The sequence below is a fragment of the Moellerella wisconsensis genome (assembly GCF_022592395.1).
GTDB lineage: Bacteria > Pseudomonadota > Gammaproteobacteria > Enterobacterales > Enterobacteriaceae > Moellerella > Moellerella wisconsensis.
This window is the reverse complement of the sequence record NZ_CP093242.1, coordinates 1,386,768-1,410,814: the sequence shown is the minus strand read 5'-3', so window position 1 is coordinate 1,410,814 and position 24,047 is coordinate 1,386,768. Positions and strand designations below refer to the sequence as shown.

The 24,047-nt window shown below is 41.6% G+C and carries 18 protein-coding genes and 1 tRNA gene; 11 read left to right on the top strand and 8 right to left on the bottom strand.

The features are described from left to right. Positions 1 to 12: 12 nt before the first annotated feature. A tRNA-Lys gene (locus MNY66_RS06280) sits at positions 13 to 88 on the bottom strand. Positions 89 to 339: 251 nt separating this feature from the next. Here MNY66_RS06280 and cycA point away from each other — a divergent pair. Then, entirely contained in the window at positions 340 to 1,743 is a 1,404-nt protein-coding gene (gene cycA / locus MNY66_RS06275) for a D-serine/D-alanine/glycine transporter (RefSeq protein WP_047256605.1), read from the top strand. A gap of 107 nt (positions 1,744 to 1,850) precedes the next feature. Here cycA and putP read toward each other — a convergent pair whose 3' ends face one another. Continuing rightward, positions 1,851 to 3,335 carry a sodium/proline symporter PutP gene (putP, locus tag MNY66_RS06270; protein WP_047256604.1) on the bottom strand — a complete coding sequence of 495 codons (1,485 nt, stop codon included), beginning with the start codon at positions 3,333 to 3,335 and terminating at the stop codon, positions 1,851 to 1,853. 645 nt (positions 3,336 to 3,980) lie between these two features. Between putP and putA the strand changes: the two genes are divergently transcribed. Beyond that, a complete protein-coding gene (putA, locus tag MNY66_RS06265) occupies positions 3,981 to 7,961 on the top strand; it encodes a trifunctional transcriptional regulator/proline dehydrogenase/L-glutamate gamma-semialdehyde dehydrogenase (RefSeq protein WP_241501714.1) in 3,981 nt (1,326 codons plus the stop codon). Positions 7,962 to 8,411: 450 nt separating this feature from the next. On the opposite strand, the gene fliZ is transcribed toward putA, so the two are convergent. The 4 genes from fliZ to MNY66_RS06245 all read right to left on the bottom strand — a co-directional run bounded on the left by fliZ (position 8,412) and on the right by MNY66_RS06245 (position 13,295). After that, the gene (gene fliZ, locus MNY66_RS06260; RefSeq protein WP_053908734.1) at positions 8,412 to 8,924 is read right to left on the bottom strand and encodes a flagella biosynthesis regulatory protein FliZ; all 513 of its coding nucleotides are present in this window, start codon (positions 8,922 to 8,924) and stop codon (positions 8,412 to 8,414) included. 47 nt (positions 8,925 to 8,971) lie between these two features. Continuing rightward, a complete protein-coding gene (locus MNY66_RS06255; RefSeq protein WP_047256601.1) occupies positions 8,972 to 9,694 on the bottom strand; it encodes an RNA polymerase sigma factor FliA in 723 nt (240 codons plus the stop codon). Positions 9,695 to 9,898: 204 nt separating this feature from the next. Beyond that, positions 9,899 to 11,467, bottom strand: coding sequence for a flagellin N-terminal helical domain-containing protein (locus tag MNY66_RS06250; RefSeq protein WP_241501713.1), 1,569 nt, complete (start codon positions 11,465 to 11,467; stop codon positions 9,899 to 9,901). A 223-nt stretch (positions 11,468 to 11,690) separates the two neighbouring features. Continuing rightward, positions 11,691 to 13,295 carry a flagellin N-terminal helical domain-containing protein gene (locus tag MNY66_RS06245; RefSeq protein WP_241501712.1) on the bottom strand — a complete coding sequence of 535 codons (1,605 nt, stop codon included), beginning with the start codon at positions 13,293 to 13,295 and terminating at the stop codon, positions 11,691 to 11,693. Between the two features lie 371 nt (positions 13,296 to 13,666). Between MNY66_RS06245 and fliD the strand changes: the two genes are divergently transcribed. The 4 genes from fliD to MNY66_RS06225 all read left to right on the top strand — a co-directional run bounded on the left by fliD (position 13,667) and on the right by MNY66_RS06225 (position 16,964). Continuing rightward, the gene (gene fliD, locus MNY66_RS06240) at positions 13,667 to 15,247 is read left to right on the top strand and encodes a flagellar filament capping protein FliD (protein ID WP_241501711.1); all 1,581 of its coding nucleotides are present in this window, start codon (positions 13,667 to 13,669) and stop codon (positions 15,245 to 15,247) included. Continuing rightward, entirely contained in the window at positions 15,240 to 15,635 is a 396-nt protein-coding gene (locus MNY66_RS06235) for a flagellar export chaperone FliS (RefSeq protein ID WP_241501710.1), read from the top strand. The genes fliD and MNY66_RS06235 overlap by 8 nt, the downstream gene beginning before the upstream one ends. Then, positions 15,626 to 15,949, top strand: coding sequence for a hypothetical protein (locus tag MNY66_RS06230; protein ID WP_053908740.1), 324 nt, complete (start codon positions 15,626 to 15,628; stop codon positions 15,947 to 15,949). Before MNY66_RS06235 ends, MNY66_RS06230 begins: the two co-directional genes overlap by 10 nt. Positions 15,950 to 16,266: 317 nt before the next feature. Next, a protein-coding gene (locus MNY66_RS06225; RefSeq protein ID WP_104872948.1) for an IS1 family transposase occupies positions 16,267 to 16,964 on the top strand; the annotation gives its coding sequence in 2 pieces (ribosomal slippage) (positions 16,267 to 16,516 and positions 16,516 to 16,964; 699 coding nt in all). 291 nt (positions 16,965 to 17,255) lie between these two features. Here MNY66_RS06225 and MNY66_RS06220 read toward each other — a convergent pair. Further along, positions 17,256 to 18,002, bottom strand: coding sequence for a YidX family protein (locus MNY66_RS06220; protein ID WP_047256595.1), 747 nt, complete (start codon positions 18,000 to 18,002; stop codon positions 17,256 to 17,258). 255 nt (positions 18,003 to 18,257) lie between these two features. Beyond that, complete coding sequence (gene fliE / locus MNY66_RS06215) at positions 18,258 to 18,572, bottom strand: flagellar hook-basal body complex protein FliE (protein ID WP_241501709.1); 315 nt, start codon at positions 18,570 to 18,572, stop codon at positions 18,258 to 18,260. 249 nt (positions 18,573 to 18,821) lie between these two features. Between fliE and fliF the strand changes: the two genes are divergently transcribed. The 5 genes from fliF to fliJ are packed head-to-tail and all read left to right on the top strand — an operon-like array spanning position 18,822 to position 24,045. Further along, a complete protein-coding gene (fliF, locus tag MNY66_RS06210; RefSeq protein ID WP_241501708.1) occupies positions 18,822 to 20,501 on the top strand; it encodes a flagellar basal-body MS-ring/collar protein FliF in 1,680 nt (559 codons plus the stop codon). Further along, on the top strand, positions 20,501 to 21,493 hold the full coding sequence (gene fliG / locus MNY66_RS06205) for a flagellar motor switch protein FliG (protein WP_047256593.1): 993 nt from the start codon (positions 20,501 to 20,503) through the stop codon (positions 21,491 to 21,493). The genes fliF and fliG overlap by 1 nt, the downstream gene beginning before the upstream one ends. Further along, positions 21,486 to 22,193, top strand: a complete 708-nt coding sequence (locus tag MNY66_RS06200) for a flagellar assembly protein FliH (RefSeq protein ID WP_047256592.1) — start codon at positions 21,486 to 21,488, stop codon at positions 22,191 to 22,193. Before fliG ends, MNY66_RS06200 begins: the two co-directional genes overlap by 8 nt. Beyond that, entirely contained in the window at positions 22,190 to 23,557 is a 1,368-nt protein-coding gene (gene fliI, locus MNY66_RS06195; RefSeq protein WP_047256591.1) for a flagellar protein export ATPase FliI, read from the top strand. Before MNY66_RS06200 ends, fliI begins: the two co-directional genes overlap by 4 nt. Before the next feature lie 47 nt (positions 23,558 to 23,604). Then, on the top strand, positions 23,605 to 24,045 hold the full coding sequence (gene fliJ, locus MNY66_RS06190; RefSeq protein ID WP_052956407.1) for a flagellar export protein FliJ: 441 nt from the start codon (positions 23,605 to 23,607) through the stop codon (positions 24,043 to 24,045). The last annotated feature ends 2 nt before the right edge of the window (positions 24,046 to 24,047 follow it).

The window sequence follows — 24,047 nt, the reverse complement described above, 5'->3', positions numbered from 1 at the left end:
CATTGTTTTAATTGGTGGGTCGTGGGGGGTTCGAACCCCCGACCAATTGATTAAGAGTCAACTGCTCTACCAGCTGAGCTAACGACCCGATAAGTGTTATTTAACGCCTCTCATTCTGTACAGTCAATATTTTTCTGCTATTTTTATTAATATGGTTAATCCTAAACCATCTAAGTAAATGCTTTGTCATCAACAGGTTAAGTAATAGTCACTTCGAGCTCTATTAGCAAACTTTTTATTACTAGAACTACAATTTGTGTCACAATAATTTCGCAAACACCGTCACAACAATAAAAAAACACTGTGACAGCGAGTAACAATAAAAACATCGGACAGAATATGGCAGACAATCATCAAGCGACAACTAGCCACCCTGTGGCAGAAAGAAATCAATTGCGGCGAAGCCTTAGCAATCGTCATATCCAATTAATTGCTATTGGCGGAGCGATTGGTACCGGCTTATTTATGGGATCAGGTAAAACCATCTCGCTAGCGGGACCTTCGATTATCTTTGTTTATATGATAATCGGCTTTATGTTATTTTTTGTGATGCGAGCAATGGGCGAATTATTGCTTTCAAATCTTAACTATAAGTCGTTCAGTGATTTTTCGGCTGATCTTATCGGTCCGTGGGCTGGCTTTTTTGTCGGCTGGACCTATTGGTTTTGCTGGGTCATCACCGGAATTGCAGATATTGTGGCGATTACCGCTTATGTCAGCTATTGGGCGCCAAATTTTCCAGAATGGGTGACGTCATTTATCTGCGTGCTAACCTTGTTAACTTTGAATTTAGTCTCTGTTAAGTTATTTGGCGAGATGGAATTTTGGTTCTCAATGATCAAAATTGTAGCGATTGTTTCACTGATTGTTATCGGTGGCACACTAATAGGCATGTCGTTTACTTCGCCTTCGGGACACACTGCTGCGCTAGAAAACATCTGGAATGATGGAGGGATGTTCCCTAAAGGGCTGAGCGGATTTTTTGCTGGCTTTCAAATTGCTATTTTTGCTTTTGTGGGGATTGAATTAGTCGGAACAGCCGCTGCGGAAACCCGTGATCCTGAAAAATCTTTACCAAAAGCCATCAATGCTATCCCTTTCAGAATTATTACTTTTTATGTGCTTTCTCTCATTGTAATTATGGCAGTGACACCTTGGCGCACCATTTTGGCGGATAAAAGCCCGTTTGTTGAGATGTTCGTGCTCATTAGCCTGCCTGCTGCGGCCAGTATTGTGAATTTTGTGGTATTAACCGCGGCAGCATCATCAGCAAACAGTGGGGTGTTCTCCACCAGCCGTATGTTGTTTGGTTTATCAAAAGAAGGTGATGCACCCAAACAATTTAGTCAGTTATCACGTAAAGCAGTACCTGCAACGGGCTTGATTTTTACTTGTCTCTGCCTGAGTTGCGGTATTATCTTGATCTATTTTATTCCAGATGTGATGCATGTGTTTACCTTGGTAACCACGGTTTCAGCTATCTTGTTCATGTTTATCTGGAGCATGATTATTTGCAGTTATTTGGCATTTAGAAAAAAACGTCCGCACCTGCATCAAGCTTCACGCTATAAAATGCCGGCGGGGATAGTAATGTCATGGGTCTGTTTGGCGTTCTTTGCCTGTATGATTATTTTGTTGACCTTACAACCAGATACCCGCCAAGCCTTATTAGCTACCCCGTTATGGTTTGTGGCGCTATTTATTGGTTATAAAGTGGTACAACGCCGCAAACAAAAAGCATAATCGCTGTGCGATAAGATACAGATAAAAAAATAGGCGCTGATAATCAGCGCCTATTTTCATAATGAACCCATATAATTTAGTTTATTACTGTTTCAAGCTACAATATTCTAATGGGTTTTATACTCGGCTTCAGCTTCATCAAAGCGTTGCTGTGCTTGAGCACTCGGAGCTCTAGTCACTAAACTGACCGCAAATATAGCGATTGAGGCCAGAATAAAGCCGGGAATGATTTCATATAATCCAAACCATTTATATTGCACCCAAACCAAGACCGTACCCGCCCCTACTAGCATACCTGCCAACGCGCCGCTTCGGGTCATGCGTTTCCACAGTACTGAAATTAAGACCACCGGGCCAAAGGCAGCACCAAAGCCGGCCCAAGCATTACTAACTAAGGCCAAGACTTTGTTTTCTGGGTCTCGAGCAATATAAATAGCGATAGCAGAGACTAGCAGTACCATGCCACGGCCAACCCACACTAGCTCTTTTTGACTGGCATTTTTGCGTAAGAACGGTTTATATAAATCTTCAGTTAATGCGCTAGAACAGACTAATAACTGGCAGCTTAGTGTACTCATTACCGCCGCTAAAATAGCCGATAATAATATCCCGGCAATCCATGGATTAAATAGCACTGCTGCTAACTCCATGAATATACGTTCATTATTACTATTAACTGGCCCAGCCAATTGTGGATTCATTTCGTAGTAAGCGATACCGAAGAAACCAACAGCAATGGTGCCGATTAAACATAAAACCATCCATGTCATACTGATGCGACGCGCGCTACGAATAGTACGGTGAGAATCTGCGGCCATAAATCGGGCTAAAATATGCGGTTGTCCAAAGTAACCTAAACCCCAGCCTAACAGTGAAATGATCGCCACAAAATTAAGCCCTTTGAACATATCTAAATATTCAGGATTTTTAGCTTCAATAATCGCAATCGATGAATCAAAGCCGCCCACCGACATAATCACCATGATTGGAGTTAAGATTAAAGCAAATATCATTAATGACGCTTGTACTGTATCAGTCCAACTTACGGCTAAAAAGCCGCCTAAGAAAGTATAGGCAATCGTCGCTAACGCCCCGAGCCACATGGCTTTTTCATAGCTCATATCGAAGGTGCTTTGGAATAATAATCCACCGGCAACTACGCCAGATGCACAATAAATGGTAAAAAAGACTAAAATAACTAACGCTGAAATGATACGCAGTATCTTGCTATTATCTTCAAAGCGGCTAGTAAAATAATCCGGCAACGTTAACGCATTATTATTTTTTTCAGTATGAACACGCAGTCGTCCTGCGACAAATAACCAGTTAAAATAGGCTCCAAGACTTAAACCGATAGCAATCCAGCTTTCTGAAATCCCTGCCAAGAAAACCACGCCGGGCAATCCCATTAATAACCATCCACTCATATCGGATGCTCCCGCAGAGAGTGCGGTTACTACGCTTCCTAGACTTCGCCCACCGAGGATATAATCATCAAAACTGTTGGTTGAGCGGTACGCTAGATAGCCGATAAGTAGCATAAAGCTAATATAGATGATAAATGTCACTATCATCGGTGTACTTATAATCATCGGTTTTCTCCATTGAATTTTCGTTGTTATATTTTACAAGTTGCTGCTTTCCGTGTTTTACACGTGTTATTGCTGTGAAACTCTAATTACCTTGCCTATTGTTAATTATTTATCTCTACTAAATTTTAGCGTTTTAACCGCATCATCGAGGCTATTCACCCGGCTTATTGTAGGGGTTATAACCTGGATTTAACCTCTTTTTTAACTTAATTAATAAATAATGTTGCACATAACTATTTAGTTATGTTGCACATTTAGCGATCTAATTAGCTATTTATGTATAACTATAAAAAATATCTAATTAATTTCGATAACCTCAATCCTAGACACTCAATTGATAAATTAACAAGAAATTAACTTATATTTATCTTTAAAACGACGTGTTAATCACATTTATTACTTTTTGACTGCGTGGATTACATCAATTGATTAATTTTAAAAATCAATACGCCACCCAATAAAACAAATAAAATCAAATATATAATAGATAGATTTATTATGTATAGATTTTATTGATAGAAAAAATACGACTTAATTCACATTTCTTCGTTAACTATCATTAACAAAGTTGCACAATGTTGCAACATGACCGATATTGATACTTAACTAAGTAAATTCGTCGACATAATGTTGAAAGGAGCGGGGATGAGCAGTACAACCATGGGTGTCAGACTTGATGAAGCAACTCGAGAGCGAATTAAAACCGCTGCTCGGCGTATTGACCGAACTCCACACTGGTTAATTAAGCAGGCAATATTTAACTATCTGGAATTCCTTGATAATGAACAGATCATCCCTGAACTTTCCGCCCAAAAAGATAGCAGAGAAGACAGTTCTGATGAAGAAAATTCTGTTCCTGAAACCACATTCCAACCGTTTTTAAGCTTTGCTGAGCATATTTTACCCCAGTCGGTTAAACGTTCTGCAATTACCTCAGCTTATCGCACCCCAGAAACACAAGCAGTGCCAATGTTATTACAGCAAGCTCAGCTCCCTGCCCCGCAAGCGGATGCGGCGCATAAGCTGGCCTATTCAATTGCCGAAAAACTGCGCAATCAAAAAAATGGCATAGGTCGTTCGGGATTAGTTCAGGGGTTATTACAGGAGTTTTCGCTCTCCTCTCAAGAAGGCGTCGCGCTAATGTGTTTAGCCGAAGCATTATTGCGTATTCCAGATAAAGCCACCCGCGATGCGTTGATCCGCGACAAAATTAGTCGTGGAAATTGGCAATCGCATTTAGGGCAAAGTGCATCGATGTTTGTTAATGCAGCAACTTGGGGACTGCTATTTACAGGAAAATTAGTTTCTACCCATAATGAAGCCAAATTATCCTCATCACTTAATCGTATTCTCAGCAAAAGTGGCGAGCCACTAGTGCGTAAAGGGGTCGATATGGCGATGCGATTAATGGGTGAACAATTTGTGACGGGCGAAACCATCGCACAAGCGCTAGCTAATGCCCGTAAATTAGAAGAAAAAGGCTTCCGTTATTCCTATGATATGCTGGGTGAAGCGGCATTAACCGAAGAAGATGCCCAAGCCTATTTAGTCTCGTACCAACAAGCTATTCATGCTATTGGCAAAGCCTCAAATGGCCGAGGAATTTACGAAGGACCAGGGATCTCAATCAAGTTATCCGCTCTGCATCCGCGCTATAGCCGAGCGCAATATGACCGAGTAATGCGTGAACTGTACCCTCGTCTATTAGCGCTGACATTACAAGCTCGCCAGTATGATATCGGGATCAATATTGATGCCGAAGAAGCCGATCGCTTAGAGATCTCCCTCGATCTGTTAGAAAAACTGTGTTTTGAGCCGCAACTCGATGGCTGGAATGGTATTGGATTTGTGATTCAAGCCTATCAAAAACGCTGTCCATTGGTCATTGATTACCTGATTGACTTAGCACAACGCAGTCGCCGACGCTTGATGATCCGCTTAGTTAAAGGGGCCTATTGGGATAGCGAGATCAAACGCGCTCAAGTTGACGGCTTGGAAGGTTACCCGGTATATACCCGCAAAGTGTATACAGACGTGTCTTATCTAGCCTGCGCTCGTAAGCTATTGGCTGCGCCAAATCTGATTTATCCTCAATTTGCCACGCATAACGCCCATACGTTATCGGCTATCTATCAACTGGCAGGCCAGAATTATTATCCTGGTCAATATGAATTCCAATGCCTACATGGCATGGGTGAGCCATTATATGAGCAAGTTGTAGGTAAAGTCGCCGACGGTAAATTAAATCGCCCATGCCGTATTTATGCACCGGTAGGCACCCATGAAACACTGTTGGCTTACTTAGTGCGTCGTTTATTGGAAAACGGCGCTAACACCTCATTTGTTAATCGTATTGCTGATAACACCCTACCGTTAGAGGAGTTAGTCGCCGATCCGGTTAGCGATGTACTAGCATTAGCTGAAACCGAAGGCCACATTGGAATACCCCACCCTAAAATTCCACTGCCGCGTGATCTGTACGGTACACGCCGAGTCAATTCATTAGGATTAGATTTATCCAATGAACACCGGCTCGCCTCGCTGTCTAGCGCGTTACTGACCGCCTCGATGAGTCCCAAACTAGCCGAGCCGTTATTGGGCGGAAATTGGCACTCAGAGACACCACTCGCGGCAGCTAAGCCCGTTATTAATCCAGCACAGCAGCAAGATATTGTTGGCCACGTGCGCGAAGCTAGTGAGACCGAAGTTGAACATGCCTTAACCGTGGCGCATCAAGCCAGTGAGATTTGGTTCGCGACGCCGCCTTCAGAGCGTGCCGCCTCGCTGTTACGTGCCGCACAATTAATGGAGCAACAGCTCCAGCCCTTATTAGAGATTTTAGTGCGTGAAGCAGGAAAAACTTATCAAAATGCAATTTCAGAAGTTAGAGAAGCGGTTGATTTCTTAAACTATTATGCTGTGCAAGTGCGTGATGATTTTGATAACAACACCCACCGACCATTGGGGCCGGTAGTCTGCATTAGTCCGTGGAACTTTCCCCTCGCGATTTTCTCAGGCCAAATTGCAGCCGCATTAGCCGCTGGCAATACTGTGTTGGCTAAACCCGCTGAGCAAACGCCATTAGTGGCGGCCATGGCGGTCTCATTGTTGCATCAAGCCGGTATCCCGCGTGATGTATTGCAATTATTACCCGGCGATGGTGAAACTGTCGGCGCGACCTTAGTCGGCGATCCTCGGGTACGCGGCGTGATGTTTACTGGCTCGACCCAAGTCGCTGGCTTGCTGCAACGTAATATTGCCGGTCGTTTAGATATACATGGCCGTCCAACGCCATTAATTGCCGAAACGGGTGGGCTAAACGCCATGATAGTCGATTCCTCCGCATTAACCGAGCAAGTGGTGACCGATGTGGTGGCTTCCGCCTTTGACAGCGCGGGCCAACGCTGCTCTGCCCTGCGCATTCTGTGTGTGCAAGAAGATATCGCTGAACACACATTAAGAATGTTAAGAGGCGCGATGGAAGAGTGCCGCATGGCCGATCCACAACATTTATCCACCGATATAGGCCCAGTGATCGACGCGCAAGCCAAACAAGTTATCGAGCAGCATATTCAACAAATGCGCAATAAAGGCAAAGTGATTTTCCAAGCAGCATTAGACAATAGTGTTGATCAAGCCGAGCAACAGGATGGAACCTTTGTTAAACCGACACTTATCGAACTGGATTCTTTCGACGAGCTAAAACAAGAAATTTTTGGCCCTGTATTGCATGTTGTACGTTATAAACGTGAAAATCTCGACTCACTCATCAAGCAAATTAATGCCGCGGGCTATGGATTAACCCTAGGCTTGCATACTCGAATTGATGAAACCATTGCCAAGATTGTCGCGCAAGCCAAAGTGGGTAATTTATACGTTAATCGCAATATGGTCGGGGCCGTAGTGGGCGTGCAACCTTTTGGCGGCGAAGGATTATCCGGTACCGGTCCTAAAGCGGGTGGACCATTATATTTATATCGCTTATTGGCAGAGCGTCCCGCAAACGCACTGCTCAAAACACTAGAACGTCAAGATAATGAATTGCCAATGGATGCCACTTTGCGCTCGACGTTGTTAGCACCGTTCAATGCTTTTAGCCAATGGCTAAATGAGCAAGCAAATAATGAATTAGCTGCTGTGACAGAAACTTTTAATCATTTGTCACAAAGCGGTACTTGTCGGGTATTACCGGGGCCTACTGGTGAGCGAAACACCTACTCGTTATTGCCCCGGGGTCAGGTCTTGTGCCTAGCGGATAATCGCCACGATATCTTAATTCAACTTGCCGCTGTATTAGCCGCCGGCTGTCAAAGCCTGTGGCCATCATCCGATATTCATCAACAAATAGCGCGTGAGTTGCCTGAGCAAGTGCGTCAAACTATTCAGTTCACTAAACAATGGCAGGATGATCCACTGGCTATTGAAGCGGTGATCCATCACGGAGACAGTGATCAGCTCAGAACCGTATGTCAGACGATTGCCCAGCGTAAAGGGCCGATTATTTCGGTGCAAGGGTTTGAACGTGGGGAAACTAACCTATTATTAGAGCGCTTGGTGCATGAACGTTCGCTAAGCGTTAACACCGCTGCGGCCGGGGGTAATGCCAGCTTAATGACTATTGGCTAAGTGGCTAACGTGCTAAGTAACCATAGATTGAACATGGATAGACCATGGATAGATAAGCCAATAAAAAATTGCTTGATATCTATCAATTAATATCTACAAAGTTGATATCCACAGAACTAATAATCTTGGATATCAACGAATTAATCTAATGATAAGCTCAATATTGATATTTATCGGTATCATGGATAGCAAGGAGCGCTATACAGTATGGCCAGATACGATACAAAATAAATGCAAAATAAATTACTGAGCAGATAAAAAAAAGCGTCGATAAAATTTATCGACGCTTTTTTATTAATCACTCTGATGCTGTTTAGCCGCAGTGATTGACAGCGTGTACAGTTTACGACTATTAGTATTGATAACAACGCATTATTACTAACTTATCGAGATTAACCTGCTGCCTTGACCTCTAAATATTCATCGGTATAGATAACACATCCGATGAAATTAATTAGAGCTCGTATGCCAATTTAAATATTGCTCATATTTACGCAGCGCAATATTGTAATTACTGAAAGCTGACTCAGTTAATTTATCACTGAGTTGCTGCTGGATAACATCGGCAGTGAATTCTTTCATCGAGAAATTAGTTGAAGAAAGTAATTCATCTAAGCGGCGTAGGCGAACAACATATTCACGAACGGTGCTATGGCTCATTTCAGTCTGCTCAAACAGATACTGTTTAAATGACATAATGTCGAAATAATCAGTATTGCTGTTACAGAAAATTTCGCTACAAAAACGACATAATGCAGTAAATTTTCCCTGTAGCTCATTCCATTGTTGTTCATCGACTAACTCGGTCATCTCGGCGATAGCATCTTTATTTAGAATTTTATCGTCAAAAACTAACGAGATACGGTCAAGTGTTTTATGGCAATGTGCACAATAAGTTTGGCTGTGTTTAAAATCTTTGATGTAACGGCTAAGCGGCCGCTTCTTTACATTAGAAACAGACATGATATTAAAGCCCTGTGTGTGAGTCTTAAAATTAAGATAAAATAATATTACTGCTCTGTATTTAGGCGTGCTCGCAATCTTTTTACTGCCTGACTGTGTAGCTGACTTACGCGAGATTCCCCAACATTAAGTACTGCGCCAATTTCTTTAAGGTTTAGTTCCTCCTGATAATACAGGGTTAGAACCATTTTTTCCCTTTCAGGAAGACATTCTATCGCGTCTATCACTCTTTGGCGAACTTCTGCGACCACTAGAGTTTGAAGTGGATTTTGCTCGTCGTCAACCTCTATTACAGGTTCACAGCTCTCACCGTAGTTTTCATGCCACTCTTCATAGGAAAAAAGCTGGCTACTATTAGTGTCGGTTAAGATTTGTCGATAGTCGGCTAAATCGAGCTGTAGATGCTGTGCAACCTCTTGTTCTGTTGCATTTCTTCCGAGTTGTTGCTCCAGTAACTGCATCCCCTTAGAGACTTCACGAGCCTGACGCCGAACGCTTCTTGGTGCCCAATCTCGCGCACGTAGTTCATCCAGCATCGAGCCTTTAATACGTTGTACCGCATAAGTTGAAAAAGATGCGCCCTGCTGTGCATCAAAACGATCTACCGCATTCAATAAGCCGATACTACCTGCCTGAATTAAATCATCCAGTTCAACACTAGCGGGTAACCGGACTTGCAATTTCAGTGCTTCATGTCTAACTAACGGTAAATAACGTTGCCATAGCAAATTTTTATCCATTTTCCCATCCTGGGTATAAACATCATTCACAAACACGCACCTGTATTTTCAGAAAAGTAAGACCATTATCTGAAATACAGCCCAGAGCAATGGGCTGATAAGCGTGTGAAATATCTATTTATTCCGACTAAGAGAAAGGATATTGCTATTTGTAACTTTTAAGTCATCGTTGATATTCGTCTCTATTAGGAAGCGATATTGTAAGCTATCAAGCGCGCTCTTGGCCAAAACAGCCTAGCGCATGGCCTGTAGCGCAATCTCAGTCAAACTATTCGCCATTTGCATCGCTTGGGCGATCGCCTGCTGTTGAATTTTATACCGACTAGCGCTGGAATATGTTTCTAAAATATCCGCTTTCACAATACGAGCATGCGCATCCGCGGTATTGGCAATATTAGTGCTTAAACTTTCAATGTTCTGATGCAGCCCCGTAATCGTTGCCCCTACCGAGCTACTCACTTCATTGATGTGGTCGTACGCCTGTTTTAAACGAACTAACCAGCTATCCGCCGAATTCTTTGGTGCATATTCAGTTAATTTATCCGCGTGCTCCCCAATAACTCGCAACTGAACATCCCGCTGACTTCCCGGCAAAATCATCACTGAGTTAACCTCAACATCATACAATTTTATCTCTGCCGTATGTGGGTCTTTAACCACCATTAACAACGTATTAGCCTCAACCTGTCCCTCGGCATTTACCAGACGACGAAACGAAGCACCTGCCGGTAATGTCTGATGAGGAAATATCCGACTAGGCAGTAATTTAATGTGGCTATCAGCAATCGGTAAAGTATCTACATAGCGCTGTACCTCGGGCTCTATTAGCCTACCCAAGTCACCCACCGAATTAATAGCGCCGGCATGGTGATACTGAGCGTTAAACGTCGCTCCATCAATAATCCCCAGGCTAGTAATGGCGACCTGTGTCACCCCTACATTATCGACGCTGGTTGCCAAATTCAACATAATATAAGCGCTACCTGAACTGTGTTTAATGGCTATTTTATCGGTTACTACCTGCCCTGAATGTTGCTCTAATGAAATAAGTTCTCCAGACATAGCTGGCAATGCATTAAAAATCAAAATATCAAATCCGGTACTACTATCATATGTTCCTCTAGGGCCTGGCCAGCCAGCTGAAATATCAATATCGTGAAGCGGTGTGGCATTATCTGATAGCAAAGGATCCACCGATGTTCTATGGTTTCCGGCAATCTCCACACCGCGAAGAACTTGTTGGTCATAATAACGGTCAGCCTCAGAAAATAGCGTAAACTCGATATCCTCTAATTTCAAACTCTGAGTCGTCATAGACTGAACCTCTAGTGTCAGCGTGTCATTGGCCGAGTCACCAATTTGTACGCTAAACTCACGCGCTTGCTGCATCAGATTAATACCATTAAAATGGCTCTGCTGCGCTTCACTATTGATCCCGCGCAGCAAGGTTTTTACTTCTTGATTAATATTGGTAATATCGCCGATATTATTAAATGAACTCTGCGCTTGAATAGCTAATTCTTGTAATCGAGCTACCCGGGTAGTTAAGCCTTTTAACGATCCCCCCAATACCTGAAATGCCGAAATAGCATCATTGGCATTACGTATTGCTCGCTGCATACCGCGAACTTTATTATGCATATTGCTGCCAATGGTATAACCGGCGGCATCGTCTCCAGCATGATTAATTCGATTCCCAGTAGTTAATTGAGTCAATGCCTTATTCAGCGCCTGATTATTATTTTGCATCTCTCGCACAGTTTGGTTGACTGCCGGGTTAAACCCCAATGTAATCGCGCCCATAGTGTTCCTTATTATGTGTTTTTATCTGTCGCTAACATCATCACATAAGGAGAAAATTGCTGGTTGTAATCGCTGCGTATGGTTTTGTTATTTTTTAAGGGAATTATCCGAGGGATTGAATCTGGCGGGAAAACGCATAAAAATAGACATAAAAAAGGCCGGAAAATCCGGCCTTAAAATAACATAAAAAATAAGAATAATAATTTAGGAATAAGAGTAACGATTAACGCATAGCTTGCAGAGCGATTTCTGTCAGGCTGTTAGCCATTTGCATTGCTTGGGCGATAGCTTGTTGCTGAACTTTACGGCTTGAAGCTTCTGAATAAGTTTCGATGATATCAGCTTTAATGATACGTGCGTGAGCATCTGCGGTATTAGAAATATTAGTGCTCAGGCTTTCGATGGTATTATTTAAGCCAGTAATTGTTGCACCCACAGTGCTGCTAACTTCGTTGATTTTATCGTAAGCTTCTTTCAGTTTACCTAACAGCGTATCTTTAGAATTGGATGCATCATATTGCTTCAATTCTTGCTGATACTCATTACCAACCTTTAATTTCATCGATCTGTGACTACCTGTGCTTATTGATTTTAACTCAGTGATTTCGACTGCAAATAATTTAACCTTCTTAGTGATCGCATCGGTCACTGATAGGTAAAATTCATCTTTTTTAGCCTCACCATTGCTGTCCAACACTTGTTTCAGTTCGACCCCTGTTGCTGCGGCTAAATTCGTTCCGGTAATACCAGCAGCTGCAGTAGGTCCTTCTAAAGTAATGTTAGTAGCCGAAATATCTCGGCTACTTAGCTTTTTCTGCACATCGGCTTTAATAACGTTATTAAGTTCCGCCGCATCAGTAATATCTACTGATGCTCGATAGAGATTCTCAAAACCGGCCTTAGTCATTTCTGCAGTAGAAGTAGCAGAATTAAGGCCCAAGTTAACTTTTGCTACACCGGTTGCATCGACGCTGGTGTCTAGATCTAAAATAATGAATTTAGTTTTGGTATCATTTTGAATGGCAATTTTATCCGTTAGTGCTTTACCATCTTTATCCTGTAAAGCAACCATACTTTCACCATTGACAAATGATGCTTTGATTTCACTTAATTTTTTACCAGTTGCGAAAGCTAAATCATTACCCCCCCCACTAAAGTCTGTAAAAGTTACGGTACTACTAACAGTTGATTTAGCATTAGCATCAAGAACGCCAGCCACTTCGGTATCTTTCCCTTGCGCAATAATCTTACCTGCCACTGAACCTTCTTTCAGATAACGGGTTTCGCTAGAGAATACTGAGAAATCAATCTTATCCATACCCAACGATTTAACCGTCATCGATTCTACGTTTAATTTAATTTGATCTGACGCAGAGTCACCGACCTGAACGGAGAATTCACGCTCTTTTTCCATTAGGTTAACGCCATTGAAGTTCGCCTGTTTTGCATCGCTGTCGATACCAGCAATCAGTGACGAAACTTCTTTTTGGATGTTAGCGATATCGCCAGCACCGTTGAATGAGCTATTAGCCTGAGTCGCTAGTTCTTGTAAACGAGCCACACGGTCGGTCAGACCTTTCAATGAACCGCCCAACACTTGGAATGCAGAGATTGCATCGTTGGCATTACGTACAGCACGTTTCATGCCCGTAATTTTAACTTCCATGTTTTTACCGATGGTATAACCCGCAGCATCATCACCTGCCGTATTAATACGGTTACCGGTGGTCAGGCTGGTCAGCGCTTTATTTAATGAACTGTTGTTCGCTTGCATTTCACGCGCTGCCTGATTGGCCGCTGGATTAAAACCCATATAGATAGATGACATGTTATTTCCTTTTAAGTAATTTTTATTAGGCATCAAGCCTTATTATTACGGGAGTTTCCCGTTGCCAAATTACTATCGTCATCTAGCCAGTGACTCTTTAATAATTATTTTATTATTATTCAATATTATTATACTGGCACAAATTTTACGGTTAAATCTGGACAATTAAATATAGGCTATATTCCATGGCTATTAATAATTGATCAGCAATTACCTATATAGTGCTAACATGACACAGGTTTGTACTAACATGGCATTGGTATATTACTAACATGACGTGGGTATCTGACTAACATACTACGAACGCTAAATTTTTTGTGGGCTTGGCCGATAGAGATAAATATCATTGTTATTATCTAAAGGAATATCCTATGCCTACGATTAATCCTGCCCAAGCCAACACTAATAGTGCGCTACAAAAAACACCCCCTACGATTTATGACGCTAAAACTAAAAGCCAAGAAGTCCAAAATATATTGCACCAAAAAGAACAAAATGCCATTACTGAAGCCCAAGAAAAACTATCTAGCGATGCTTCTGCATCACTGAATAATAATAGCGATTTAAATATTGATTCATTTTTAAGCCATGCAAATAAAAATAAACAATTAGAAATCGATAAAATTCAGCAAACAATTAATAAAAATACGCTTCAATTAGAAAGCTATCATAAATTTGATACTTTAATGCGAGATTTTCAAAAATCCTCTGAAGCACTGGTCTTCTCTAATAACCGCATTGAAATGAAAGCCTCAGTGGATAAAGACACTCAGGATTTTAAAATTACTCCCAGTGCGCAATCTCCCAGTTCGGATTTTAATTTAACTGTAAAGCAATTAGCGATGCCTCATCAGTTAAAAAGCCAAGCATTACCCGCAATAAATAGCTCTTTAGGTGACACTAATACCAAAGAGCGCACCGTTAATATCCTCTTTAAAAACGGGGAAGTATTAGAGCTCAAATTAACTCATAAACAAACATCGCCACAAGAAATCGCTAAGGCGATTAATGCAGCCAAAAAAGGCCTGACCGCGCTGGCTATTCCGAGTGATACCAATAAAAGTTATTTATCAATTAGCTCAACGGATACCGGCAGCCAAGCGGCGATTAGCAAAATTACCGTCAACCATGACTCTCTATTAGCCTTATATTTGGATTATGATGCCACTGCTTCTTCCACCACCACGCCAACCGGCATGCAACAATCGCAAGCCGCGCAAGATTCGAAAATCATGATTGATGGCGTAGAAGTCACTCGAACTAGCAACACCCTGACCGATGTCATTAAAAATACTGAAATTTCGTTGCTCCAATCCTCGAATGAATCTGTCGGCATTATTATTGAACAAGATAACCAAAGCTTTGTTAAAAATGTGACTCAGTGGATTACGGGTTATAACAAATTACGTCAATTTCATGATCAAGCAACGCATAATGATATTGATGCCGATAAACGTGGACCGCTAAGTTATAACAACCCCGCGTCTAATTTGATGACCGCCATAACGCATATTATGCGTAGCCAATTTGGTGAGGGTAAAATATCCCATCTTACTGATCTTAAAATACGGACTAATAATGATAATATTTTTGATATAAAAAAGGAAGATGCGGCAAGTTTCCAGAAAATAGTCACTGAAAACATGGAAGATTTTAAACAATTATTCATCGGTAATGACCAACATCATGGATTAGCCGGTGAAATAAAATCATTTATTGATCACGAATTGCAACAACGCGGCCAAAATAAAAATAGTGCTTTAGAGCAAGTCCAATTTAGATTACAAAAAGATAATCTTAGCTTAAAAAATAAAATCACCAAAGTGGAAGAAACTACCGTTCAAAAAATTGAACAATTAAAAACACAGTTTGCCCAAATGCAAGCCGCGGTCAATCGATTTAAAGATGCTGAAAGTAGTCTTAAATTAATGACAAGGCAACGAAATGACTAATTTATCGGCACAAAAGTTATATCAATCGGTCGATAATGAAAGCCAGATTTTACACTCATCGCCGCAGCAAATTATTCATATTTTGCTAAAAACAGTGATCTCACGGATTAAGCAAGCCAAGTTATTTATTCAAAAACAAGAAATTGTTAAAAAGGGTGAATCGTTCAATAAAGCCATCGATTTACTGCAAACGATTATTTATGCTGATATCGATTTTGCTGCCTTACAACGCGAAGATGCGGCATATACGTCGTTATACCATACAGTAATCAAACAATTAATGTATGCCCATCTACATAACGACGTTTCTATTCTTGAAACCGTGATCGACGAGATGAGTACACATTTGATACTGCGCCAAAGTCAAGAAGAGATACAATGCGGTTAGTAACTGAATACAATGCGGTGGCATCAATTAATGGGCTAGGTCAGTCATTATTGAACTATGCTGCACAGGCACAATGGGAGCGGCTATATGCACAGCAACCGATTTATTTATCGGCAATTGAGCAACTCAGCAAACAATGTGCAACCATAAAATTAACCGCGCAGCAGCAGAGCGAACTGGATGATTTATTAGCCCAAACTCAAACTATTAATCATCAGTTATTGTTACTTAGCCAATCTCATCTCGCACAACTAGCTCGTGGATTATGCCACCAGCGACAGTATTTAAAATTAGAAGCCGCCTACGGGAATTAAAAAAATGGCCTGAGATTACTATCAGGCCATTTTCTATTTTGCAGATTACGTGTTGGTGCTAAATCTGTATATTCATCATATGACGGTAAAGATCGACTATATTAAAAAATACCGAGTAAGATCGAGAATTAACTCAAGCACTGGCTTGCCGTTGAATAATACTATTTGCCGGCAACCAAATACTGGTTTCAATAAAAACGCCATCACATTAATTAATTAGAATGGCAAGCTATTAGCCGCAAATTTATCGATAAAATGGTCATGTATTCAATCCGGTGATTAACCTGTAATATAGGGTAATTTATCGGAGAATATTCATGGCTAAAGTCGATGTAAGGTGCCCATTTTGTCAACAAACGCCCCCAGTGAAAAAACATGGATTAGGTAGCACTGGTCATCAACGTTATCGTTGCCAAGATTGCTGCCGAAGCTTCCAACTCGATTATAAATATCGTGCTTGCCAACCCGGAACTAAAGATAAAATTATCGACCTCACTATGAATAATGCCGGTATTCGTGATACTGCTAGGGCCCTTCATATCAGCATTAATGCGGTTGTTCGTACTTTAAAAAACTCTCGCCTAGACAGGTAACCTCTTTACCTCTTGATAATCTGCACATTGAACTCCTTTGCGAGGTCGATGAACAGTGGTCTTTTGTGACTAATAAGAAGCAACAACGCTGGCTTTGGTATGCGTGGGAGCCCCGCCTAAAACGGATTATTGCTCATACGTTTGGTCGTCGAAACAAAAGGACTCTTCGCCAGTTACTGGCTTTACTGTCTAGGTTTAATGTCGCTTTTTGGTGCACGGATAAGTTCAGTGCTTATGAGATATTGCCCAAGCAGAAACATGTAGCAAGTAAGTTTTATACGCAACGAATAGAAAGAGAGAATTTGAATCTGAGAAACCGCTTGAAGCGCCTTAACCGTAAGACGTTAGGTTACTCGAAGTCACCTGAAATGCATGACAAAATTATCGGGACATTCATTGAACGTGAACACTATCTATTATGATGATCTCTATATTGAATACACGACCGATAAAATAGTATTGTTGCTCTATATTTTATTTGCTCTATATCTTATTTGCTCATATAGACCTCAAGAAAGGTTTATACAATGAAAGGATTCTCAATCAAGGGGAATACTAGAATTTTACGTGGAATAGAAACGGCTTAGGGCGTTAGCTATCCCCCAAGGACAAGCTATCAATTCAGCCATTCACCGGAATCAAAACACATCAATAAATCGTAAGCAATAAAAAAGGCCGATAAACGACCTATTCAATGCTTTCCACTTTTTTTGCTACTTATTGGCATAGTTTGCATACAGTAGAAGCAATATTGGCGTTGCAATAATATCACCAGCAAGAGTAAATGGAGTACTTATGATATTGCCAGCTAAATTACCCGCATTCAATGAGTTATATCTCTCTGTAGTATAAAACTCAACCTTATAGGGTTGGTTTAACTTGCCATTTAGTGTTGATGGAAGAGTAATTCCGTCTCGCTCAAATAAATAACCACTTATTCGGATAGTTTTAACCCAAGACCTATCTTTATCATAACGCGTTTCACTAAAACCAAAATTTTTGAGGCTTCTTTCTTGCTCTGGGGTTAGCGTATATTTTTTATCTATATAAACAAAGTATTCATCATTAAATCTTATCAGCCCTTTACTACGTACATCCGGCTTAAGTTCGACTCTAATCACTCCATCTGGATTATCGAACGCAGACAATGGAATTACTTTTACTAGCTCGTTGAGTTCCATTAGCTCGGCGGAACCCTTAGTTAGTATATAAATATATTTATCGCCTAAGAAACCATAGCCTGAGGTCGGTATCTCAATATCTTTTAATTTTTCATGAGTCAGCTTATTCTTAATGCTGATATCTTTATATTCAAAAACTGAGACAATATTATCTTTTAAATCGACGTGTTCTCTTGTTTTAGTCTCATTCACAGCATTTGATTGCCAAACTATTGCCGTTACACACCCAGTAGAACTTAAAATCGATACACTCAAAAAGCACGCTAGTAATTTATTCATTCCATTTTCTTAAAATAGTTTAGCTTAAGTTCTAAGAATGCTAGGGCAATACTTCATTTAGCGCAATAAAAAACTTACTTATGTGAATTAGTCTGATATGAGTCAAATAATTGCAGGAGAATGATAGGAAAAAACATCAAAAGTGTCTCCTATCACTCGAGGCTAAATTATAATTTTAAACCCAAACGCCCCACTTATCTCCCATGCAATTAAGAAAATAGCTATTTAATATTAAATATTAATATATTAATCGTTCTAAATCTGCATATTCATCACTTCTTGATAAGCCGAAACCAGTTTATTTCTCACTTGTACCGCAAATTGCAACGATATTGTGGCTTTTTGTGAATCTACCATCACGTCGCTTAATTCCACATTGGGCACTTCTTGGGTAAATAAACGCGCTTTTTGCGTCGCATTATTTTGTAATTTATCGACATTCTTAATCGCATTAACTAATTGGGCTGAGAAACCTTCATTTGCTCCCGTTACTGGCGCAGACAACATGCTAATGGGCTCAAATTTATTAATGGATAATCCACCAATACTGTCGATTGCACTTATTGCCATGAGTTATTTTCCTGTTTGATCGTGAATTAGTTGCAGCATAAGCAAGATGGCATAAAAGCTACCACAGACAATCAGAATCAAAGCGGATAATTACACTAAAAATTAAAAGCTTATCTACCGATAAGTAATTTTTTGCGGCGCCATAATACTGCAACATGACACGAAAATATTCGATAGCCAAACAGAGGAGTCTATTTTGTCACGCCACATTATTTGTATTTATTTACACCGCAAGGGCAAAAATTGACTATGAGCGCAATTAATACATCTGTGAGTCCGACGGCTAAATTTGCCGCTATCATGCAGAAAATAAAATCTGACCATAAAATACCGTTAATCGTTAGCAGTGCGATGGCGATAACGATTTTTCTCAGTTTATTTTTATGGCTGCAAGGGACAGAATACCGTCCACTGTTTACCCATTTAACTGATCAGGATGGGGGAGAAGTTGTTACTCAATTGAATCAAATGAATGTCCCTTATAAGTTTTCGGAACATGGGGGAGCAATCTTAGTCCCTTCAGACCAAGTGCACGAAATACGCCTAAAACTAGCACAATTAGGGCTACCTAAAGGCGGTAATATAGGTTTTGAATTGCTTGATCAAGAAAAGTTTGGTTTGAGCCAATTCAGCGAGCAAATTAATTATCAGCGCGCCTTAGAAGGTGAATTATCCCGAACTATTGAATCTCTCGGTGTGGTCAATAAAGCGCGAGTGCATTTAGCATTTCCGAAACCAACGTTATTTGTCAGAGAGCAAAAACAACCAACCGCATCGGTTACTTTAAGCGTGCAAGATGGGCGTGTGCTTGATGAAGGACAAATCAACGGAATTGTTCATCTCATCTCTGGCAGTGTATCCGGATTACCGGCGACAAATGTAACTATTGTTGATCAAGCGGGTCGTTTATTAAGCCACCCCCAAGGGATCGGACAAGATTTAGATACCAGCCAATTAAAATATGTTCAAACCATTGAAAATCGGTATCAACAACGGATTGAATCGATTCTGTCGCCGCTGGTGGGTAAAGGCAATGTGCATGCTCAAGTTACCGCACAAATGAATTTTGCCAAAACTGAAGAAACCTCGGAGCAATATTCGCCTAATCAGCAAACAGAAAATGCCGCCATTCGTTCACGACAAATAAGTAGTAGCCAGCAACAGCATGATTTCCTTGCAAATGGTGTCCCGGGGGCGTTATCCAATCAACCTGTCGCCCCCCCTGCGCCTGAGTCTAATGCTAAAAATGCGCCTTCGGCAAAAAATAGCGCGGAAACCACGCAAAAAATCAATGGTAATCAACGTCTTGATGAAACAACAAACTTTGAAGTTGATCGCCATGTACGCCACACCCAGCACCAAGTCGGCCAACTGCAACGCTTATCGGTCGCGGTAATTGTCAATTATCAAGAAAATATAGCCAAAGGGGCGAAGGATATTAATTTACCTATCCCTACGGATAAACTGCAACAAATTGAATTATTAGCCAAAGATGCCGTCGGTTTCTCGCTTGAGCGTGGCGACAGTCTCAATATTGTTAATGCGCCTTTTGAGCAAATGATCGGCGAAGATTTAATTGATGATATTCCGCTATGGAAAGATCCTATTTTCCTATCATTCATTATTGATATGGGTCGCTATCTACTGTTTGGACTAGTCGCGCTTGGGTTATGGCGAGGAATGATTAAACCACAGATTATTAAACAAAAAGCCGCCCGTATTGCCGCGAGAACTGAAGCTGAACATCAAGATAAATTACGTATCGAGCAGCTTGAACGCCAAAAAATTGAACAAGAGGAAGCCTCTCGTCGTACACAAGCTAAATACCGCGTGACCGCAGAAATGCAGGGTGTGAGATTAAAAGAGATGGCACAGCAAGACCCTCGCGCTATCGCTATGATTATTCGTGACTGGATGGGGAAAGAATAATGCCAGCTAATGGAATGGAAAAATGCGCAGTGATTTTAATGTCACTGGGTGAAGAGCATGCGGCAGAAATATTTAAGCATTTGAATAGCAAAGAAGTGCAAAGATTAAGTATCGCTATGAGTCAATTGCGCCATATATCAACGCAAGAGCTTTCCGATATTCTGATCGAGTTCGAAGATAATACCATGCTCTATACCTCACTTTCTCAGGATAATGACGGTTATCTGCGTAACGTATTGATTAAAGCCCTAGGCGAAGAACGTGCCGATAATCTGCTTGAAGAGATTTTTGACAGCCAAGAGACCACAACAGGTATTGATACGCTTAATTTTGTTGAGCCTCAATTAGCTTCTGAGCTGATCCGCGATGAACATCCACAAATTATCGCCACCATATTAGTTCATCTACGTCGAGAGCAAGCTGCTGATATTCTGGCTTTATTTGATGATAATTTACGCAATGATATCATGTTACGTATTGCCACCTTTGGTGGTGTTCAACCGCTGGCATTGGCAGAACTGACCGAAGTACTAAATAATCTGCTCGAAGGCCAAAATGTTAAGCGCAGCAAAATGGGCGGTGTACGTACTGCAGCAGAAATTATCAATCTGATGAAAAGTCATCAAGAAGAAAATGTTATTGATGCAGTTAAAACCTATGACGATGAATTAGCACAAAAAATTATCGATGAAATGTTCCTCTTTGAAAATCTGTTGGGTATCGATAGCCGTTCAATTCAGCGTCTACTCGAAGAAATCGAGAATGAATCACTCGTCATCGCACTGAAAGGCTGTAAACCTGAATTACGTGATCACTTCCTTAATAATATGTCTCAACGTGCGGCCGAAATTTTACGTGATGACCTAGAATCTCGTGGTCCATTGCGCCTATCACAAGTGGAATCAGAACAAAAAGCGATTCTCATGACTGTTCGCCGCCTGGCCGATAGCGGAGATATCATGATCAGTAATGGTGACGATAGCTATGTCTAATCAACGCCAAATTAACTGGCATCGCTGGCAATTAGACGATTTAAACGCGGGGAAGCTATGGGCTTCCCCCCCAGCGACGGCAGAAACAGCCACTGACGATAGCAACCTAGAAACGCCAGAAATTGACCCTACTTTTTTATTGGAACAACTTAAACAGGCAGCGCGAGAAAGCGGAACCCAAGCTGGGTTTGCTGTGGGTAAAGATCAAGGATATCAAGAAGGTTATCAACAAGGGCTAGAAATAGGTCGTCAGCAAGCACGAGATGAGCAGCGCGTTTGCCAGCAGCAAATCACCGAACAATGGCAAACTAGCTGTGAAAACTTCACACTGGCCCTGCAATCTCTGGATAAACGTATCGCTATCGAACTAACTTATACCGTTTTAGATACGGTAAAACAGCTTATCGGTAATGATAATAGTGAATTACATCCGCATATTATGCGCCAAATAACCCCAATCCTCAGCGCACAGAAACGCCGCATTGAGCACGCTAAATTAGTGGTACATCCTAACCTTATCGCACAGATCCAGTGTCATCTTGGCGAACAATTAGCGACTTTGGGCTGGCGTATTGAAGCCTGTGAGACCATGCACCCACAGGGCTTCAAAGTCATAACTTCAGAAGGTGAAATTGATGCCAGCCTAGAAACCCGCTGGCAGCAACTGTGCCAACTGAGTATGCCCGAGGACGCGCAATGAATCTTCACTCACAGCGTTGGAAGCAACCTTTTGCTACGTTGCCCGAGCAAATCAATCAATTGCCCGCTTACCGAGTTTATGGTCAGCTAACACGTGTCACTGGCTTAATATTAGAAGCCACAGGATTACAATTGCCGTTAGGTGCAGTATGTCGTGTTGAACCTAACCAGCCTCAGGATAGAGATATTGACTGCGAAGTGGTCGGTTTTGATGGCGCTAAACTACTATTAATGCCGTACCATAAAATGGTCGGTGTTATGCCGGGGGCGCGAATTTATTGCCATCATCAGTACTCGCAATCACCTTCTTCGGCTCGAGTATTTCCCTTAGGAGAACAATTGCTGGGACGGGTGATTGATGCACAAGGCCAGCCACTAGACGGTAAAGCGCCCCTAAATCAGCAACATGCCGCTGCGCTACATACACCGCCACTCAATCCATTATTACGCCGTCCCGTCACTCAAACGTTGGATGTTGGCGTACGGGCGATTAATGGCTTATTGACCGTCGGGCGTGGGCAACGTATGGGATTATTTGCCGGTTCTGGCGTCGGGAAAAGCCGCTTATTAGGCATGATGGCGCGTTATACCGAAGCCGATATTATTGTGGTGGGATTGATTGGTGAACGTGGACGCGAAGTAAAAGAGTTTATTGACAATATTTTAGGCGACGACGGATTAAAACGTGCGGTTGTAGTCGCTGCACCTGCGGATGTTTCACCATTATTGCGCTTGCAAGGAGCAGAATACGCGACCCGTATTGCCGAAGACTTTCGCGATAAAGGATTTAACGTACTGTTAATTATGGATTCCTTAACGCGCTATGCAATGGCACAACGTGAAATAGGATTAGCGATTGGCGAGCCTCCTGCCACCAAAGGCTATCCCCCTTCGGCCTTTGCTCGCCTTCCCGCTTTGGTTGAACGCGCAGGTAATGGAATTGATGGCGGCGGCAGTATTACCGCCTTCTATACGGTATTAACCGAAGGTGATGATCAGCAAGATCCCATTGCCGATGCTGCGCGAGCCATTCTTGATGGCCATATCGTGTTATCTCGCCATTTAGCCGATTCCGGTCATTATCCCGCCATTGATATTGAGATTTCGATTAGCCGAGTAATGACTGAGCTGGTAGATAACGATTATTTTAGCCACGTACGGCGGTTTAAACAGCTTATTTCACTGTATCAACAAAATATGGATTTAATAAATGTAGGCGCTTATGTCGCTGGCAGTCACGTATTAATTGATACTGCAATCCGCTTATACCCTCATATGATGGAGTATTTACAACAACAATTAACCGAACATTGTGATGATACGATGGCAAAACAACAATTATGCGAATTATTAAATTTCACATAACAGCCAACTGCTTTTATTACTCATAAAATACAGCAGGAGCGAAAGCAATGAAACCTCGTTCGGCTTTTCTCAATTTAAAACAGATTAGCGCTCGAAAAAGCGAACAATTAGCGTTGCAATTAAAACATCAGAATCAACAAGTTCAGCACTTACAACAACAATTGCAGCAACTGACTGATTATCACGCAGAATATCAACAGCAACTGGGGCAACAATTACTCCTCGGGTTGACATCTGCGACAATAAAAAATTATCACGTATTTTTATCGGTGTTAGAGCACTCAATAGCCCATCAACAACAGCAACTGGTAATCAGTGAACAACAGCGCAATAAAGCACAACAGCGCTGGCTGGACAGTAAACAAAGAGAGCAAGGATTCGCGACATTAGTTCAGCGACAGCAAATGATAGAACAGGCTAAGCATCAGCAACGCGATCAAAAATTAATGGATGAATTCGCACAACGTACAACTTATAGGTTAAGCTAAAT

Excerpts from the sequence above, each read along its gene's own strand:
- cycA (WP_047256605.1), top strand. The coding sequence starts at position 340 with ATGGCAGACAATCATCAAGCGACAACTAGCCACCCTGTGGCAGAAAGA.
- putP (WP_047256604.1), bottom strand. The coding sequence starts at position 3,335 with ATGATTATAAGTACACCGATGATAGTGACATTTATCATCTATATTAGC.
- putA (WP_241501714.1), top strand. The coding sequence starts at position 3,981 with ATGAGCAGTACAACCATGGGTGTCAGACTTGATGAAGCAACTCGAGAG.
- fliZ (WP_053908734.1), bottom strand. The coding sequence starts at position 8,924 with ATGTCTGTTTCTAATGTAAAGAAGCGGCCGCTTAGCCGTTACATCAAA.
- MNY66_RS06250 (WP_241501713.1), bottom strand. The coding sequence starts at position 11,467 with ATGGGCGCGATTACATTGGGGTTTAACCCGGCAGTCAACCAAACTGTG.
- MNY66_RS06245 (WP_241501712.1), bottom strand. The coding sequence starts at position 13,295 with ATGTCATCTATCTATATGGGTTTTAATCCAGCGGCCAATCAGGCAGCG.
- fliD (WP_241501711.1), top strand. The coding sequence starts at position 13,667 with ATGCCTACGATTAATCCTGCCCAAGCCAACACTAATAGTGCGCTACAA.
- MNY66_RS06235 (WP_241501710.1), top strand. The coding sequence starts at position 15,240 with ATGACTAATTTATCGGCACAAAAGTTATATCAATCGGTCGATAATGAA.
- MNY66_RS06230 (WP_053908740.1), top strand. The coding sequence starts at position 15,626 with ATGCGGTTAGTAACTGAATACAATGCGGTGGCATCAATTAATGGGCTA.
- MNY66_RS06220 (WP_047256595.1), bottom strand. The coding sequence starts at position 18,002 with ATGAATAAATTACTAGCGTGCTTTTTGAGTGTATCGATTTTAAGTTCT.
- fliE (WP_241501709.1), bottom strand. The coding sequence starts at position 18,572 with ATGGCAATAAGTGCAATCGACAGTATTGGTGGATTATCCATTAATAAA.
- fliF (WP_241501708.1), top strand. The coding sequence starts at position 18,822 with ATGAGCGCAATTAATACATCTGTGAGTCCGACGGCTAAATTTGCCGCT.
- fliG (WP_047256593.1), top strand. The coding sequence starts at position 20,501 with ATGCCAGCTAATGGAATGGAAAAATGCGCAGTGATTTTAATGTCACTG.
- MNY66_RS06200 (WP_047256592.1), top strand. The coding sequence starts at position 21,486 with ATGTCTAATCAACGCCAAATTAACTGGCATCGCTGGCAATTAGACGAT.
- fliI (WP_047256591.1), top strand. The coding sequence starts at position 22,190 with ATGAATCTTCACTCACAGCGTTGGAAGCAACCTTTTGCTACGTTGCCC.
- fliJ (WP_052956407.1), top strand. The coding sequence starts at position 23,605 with ATGAAACCTCGTTCGGCTTTTCTCAATTTAAAACAGATTAGCGCTCGA.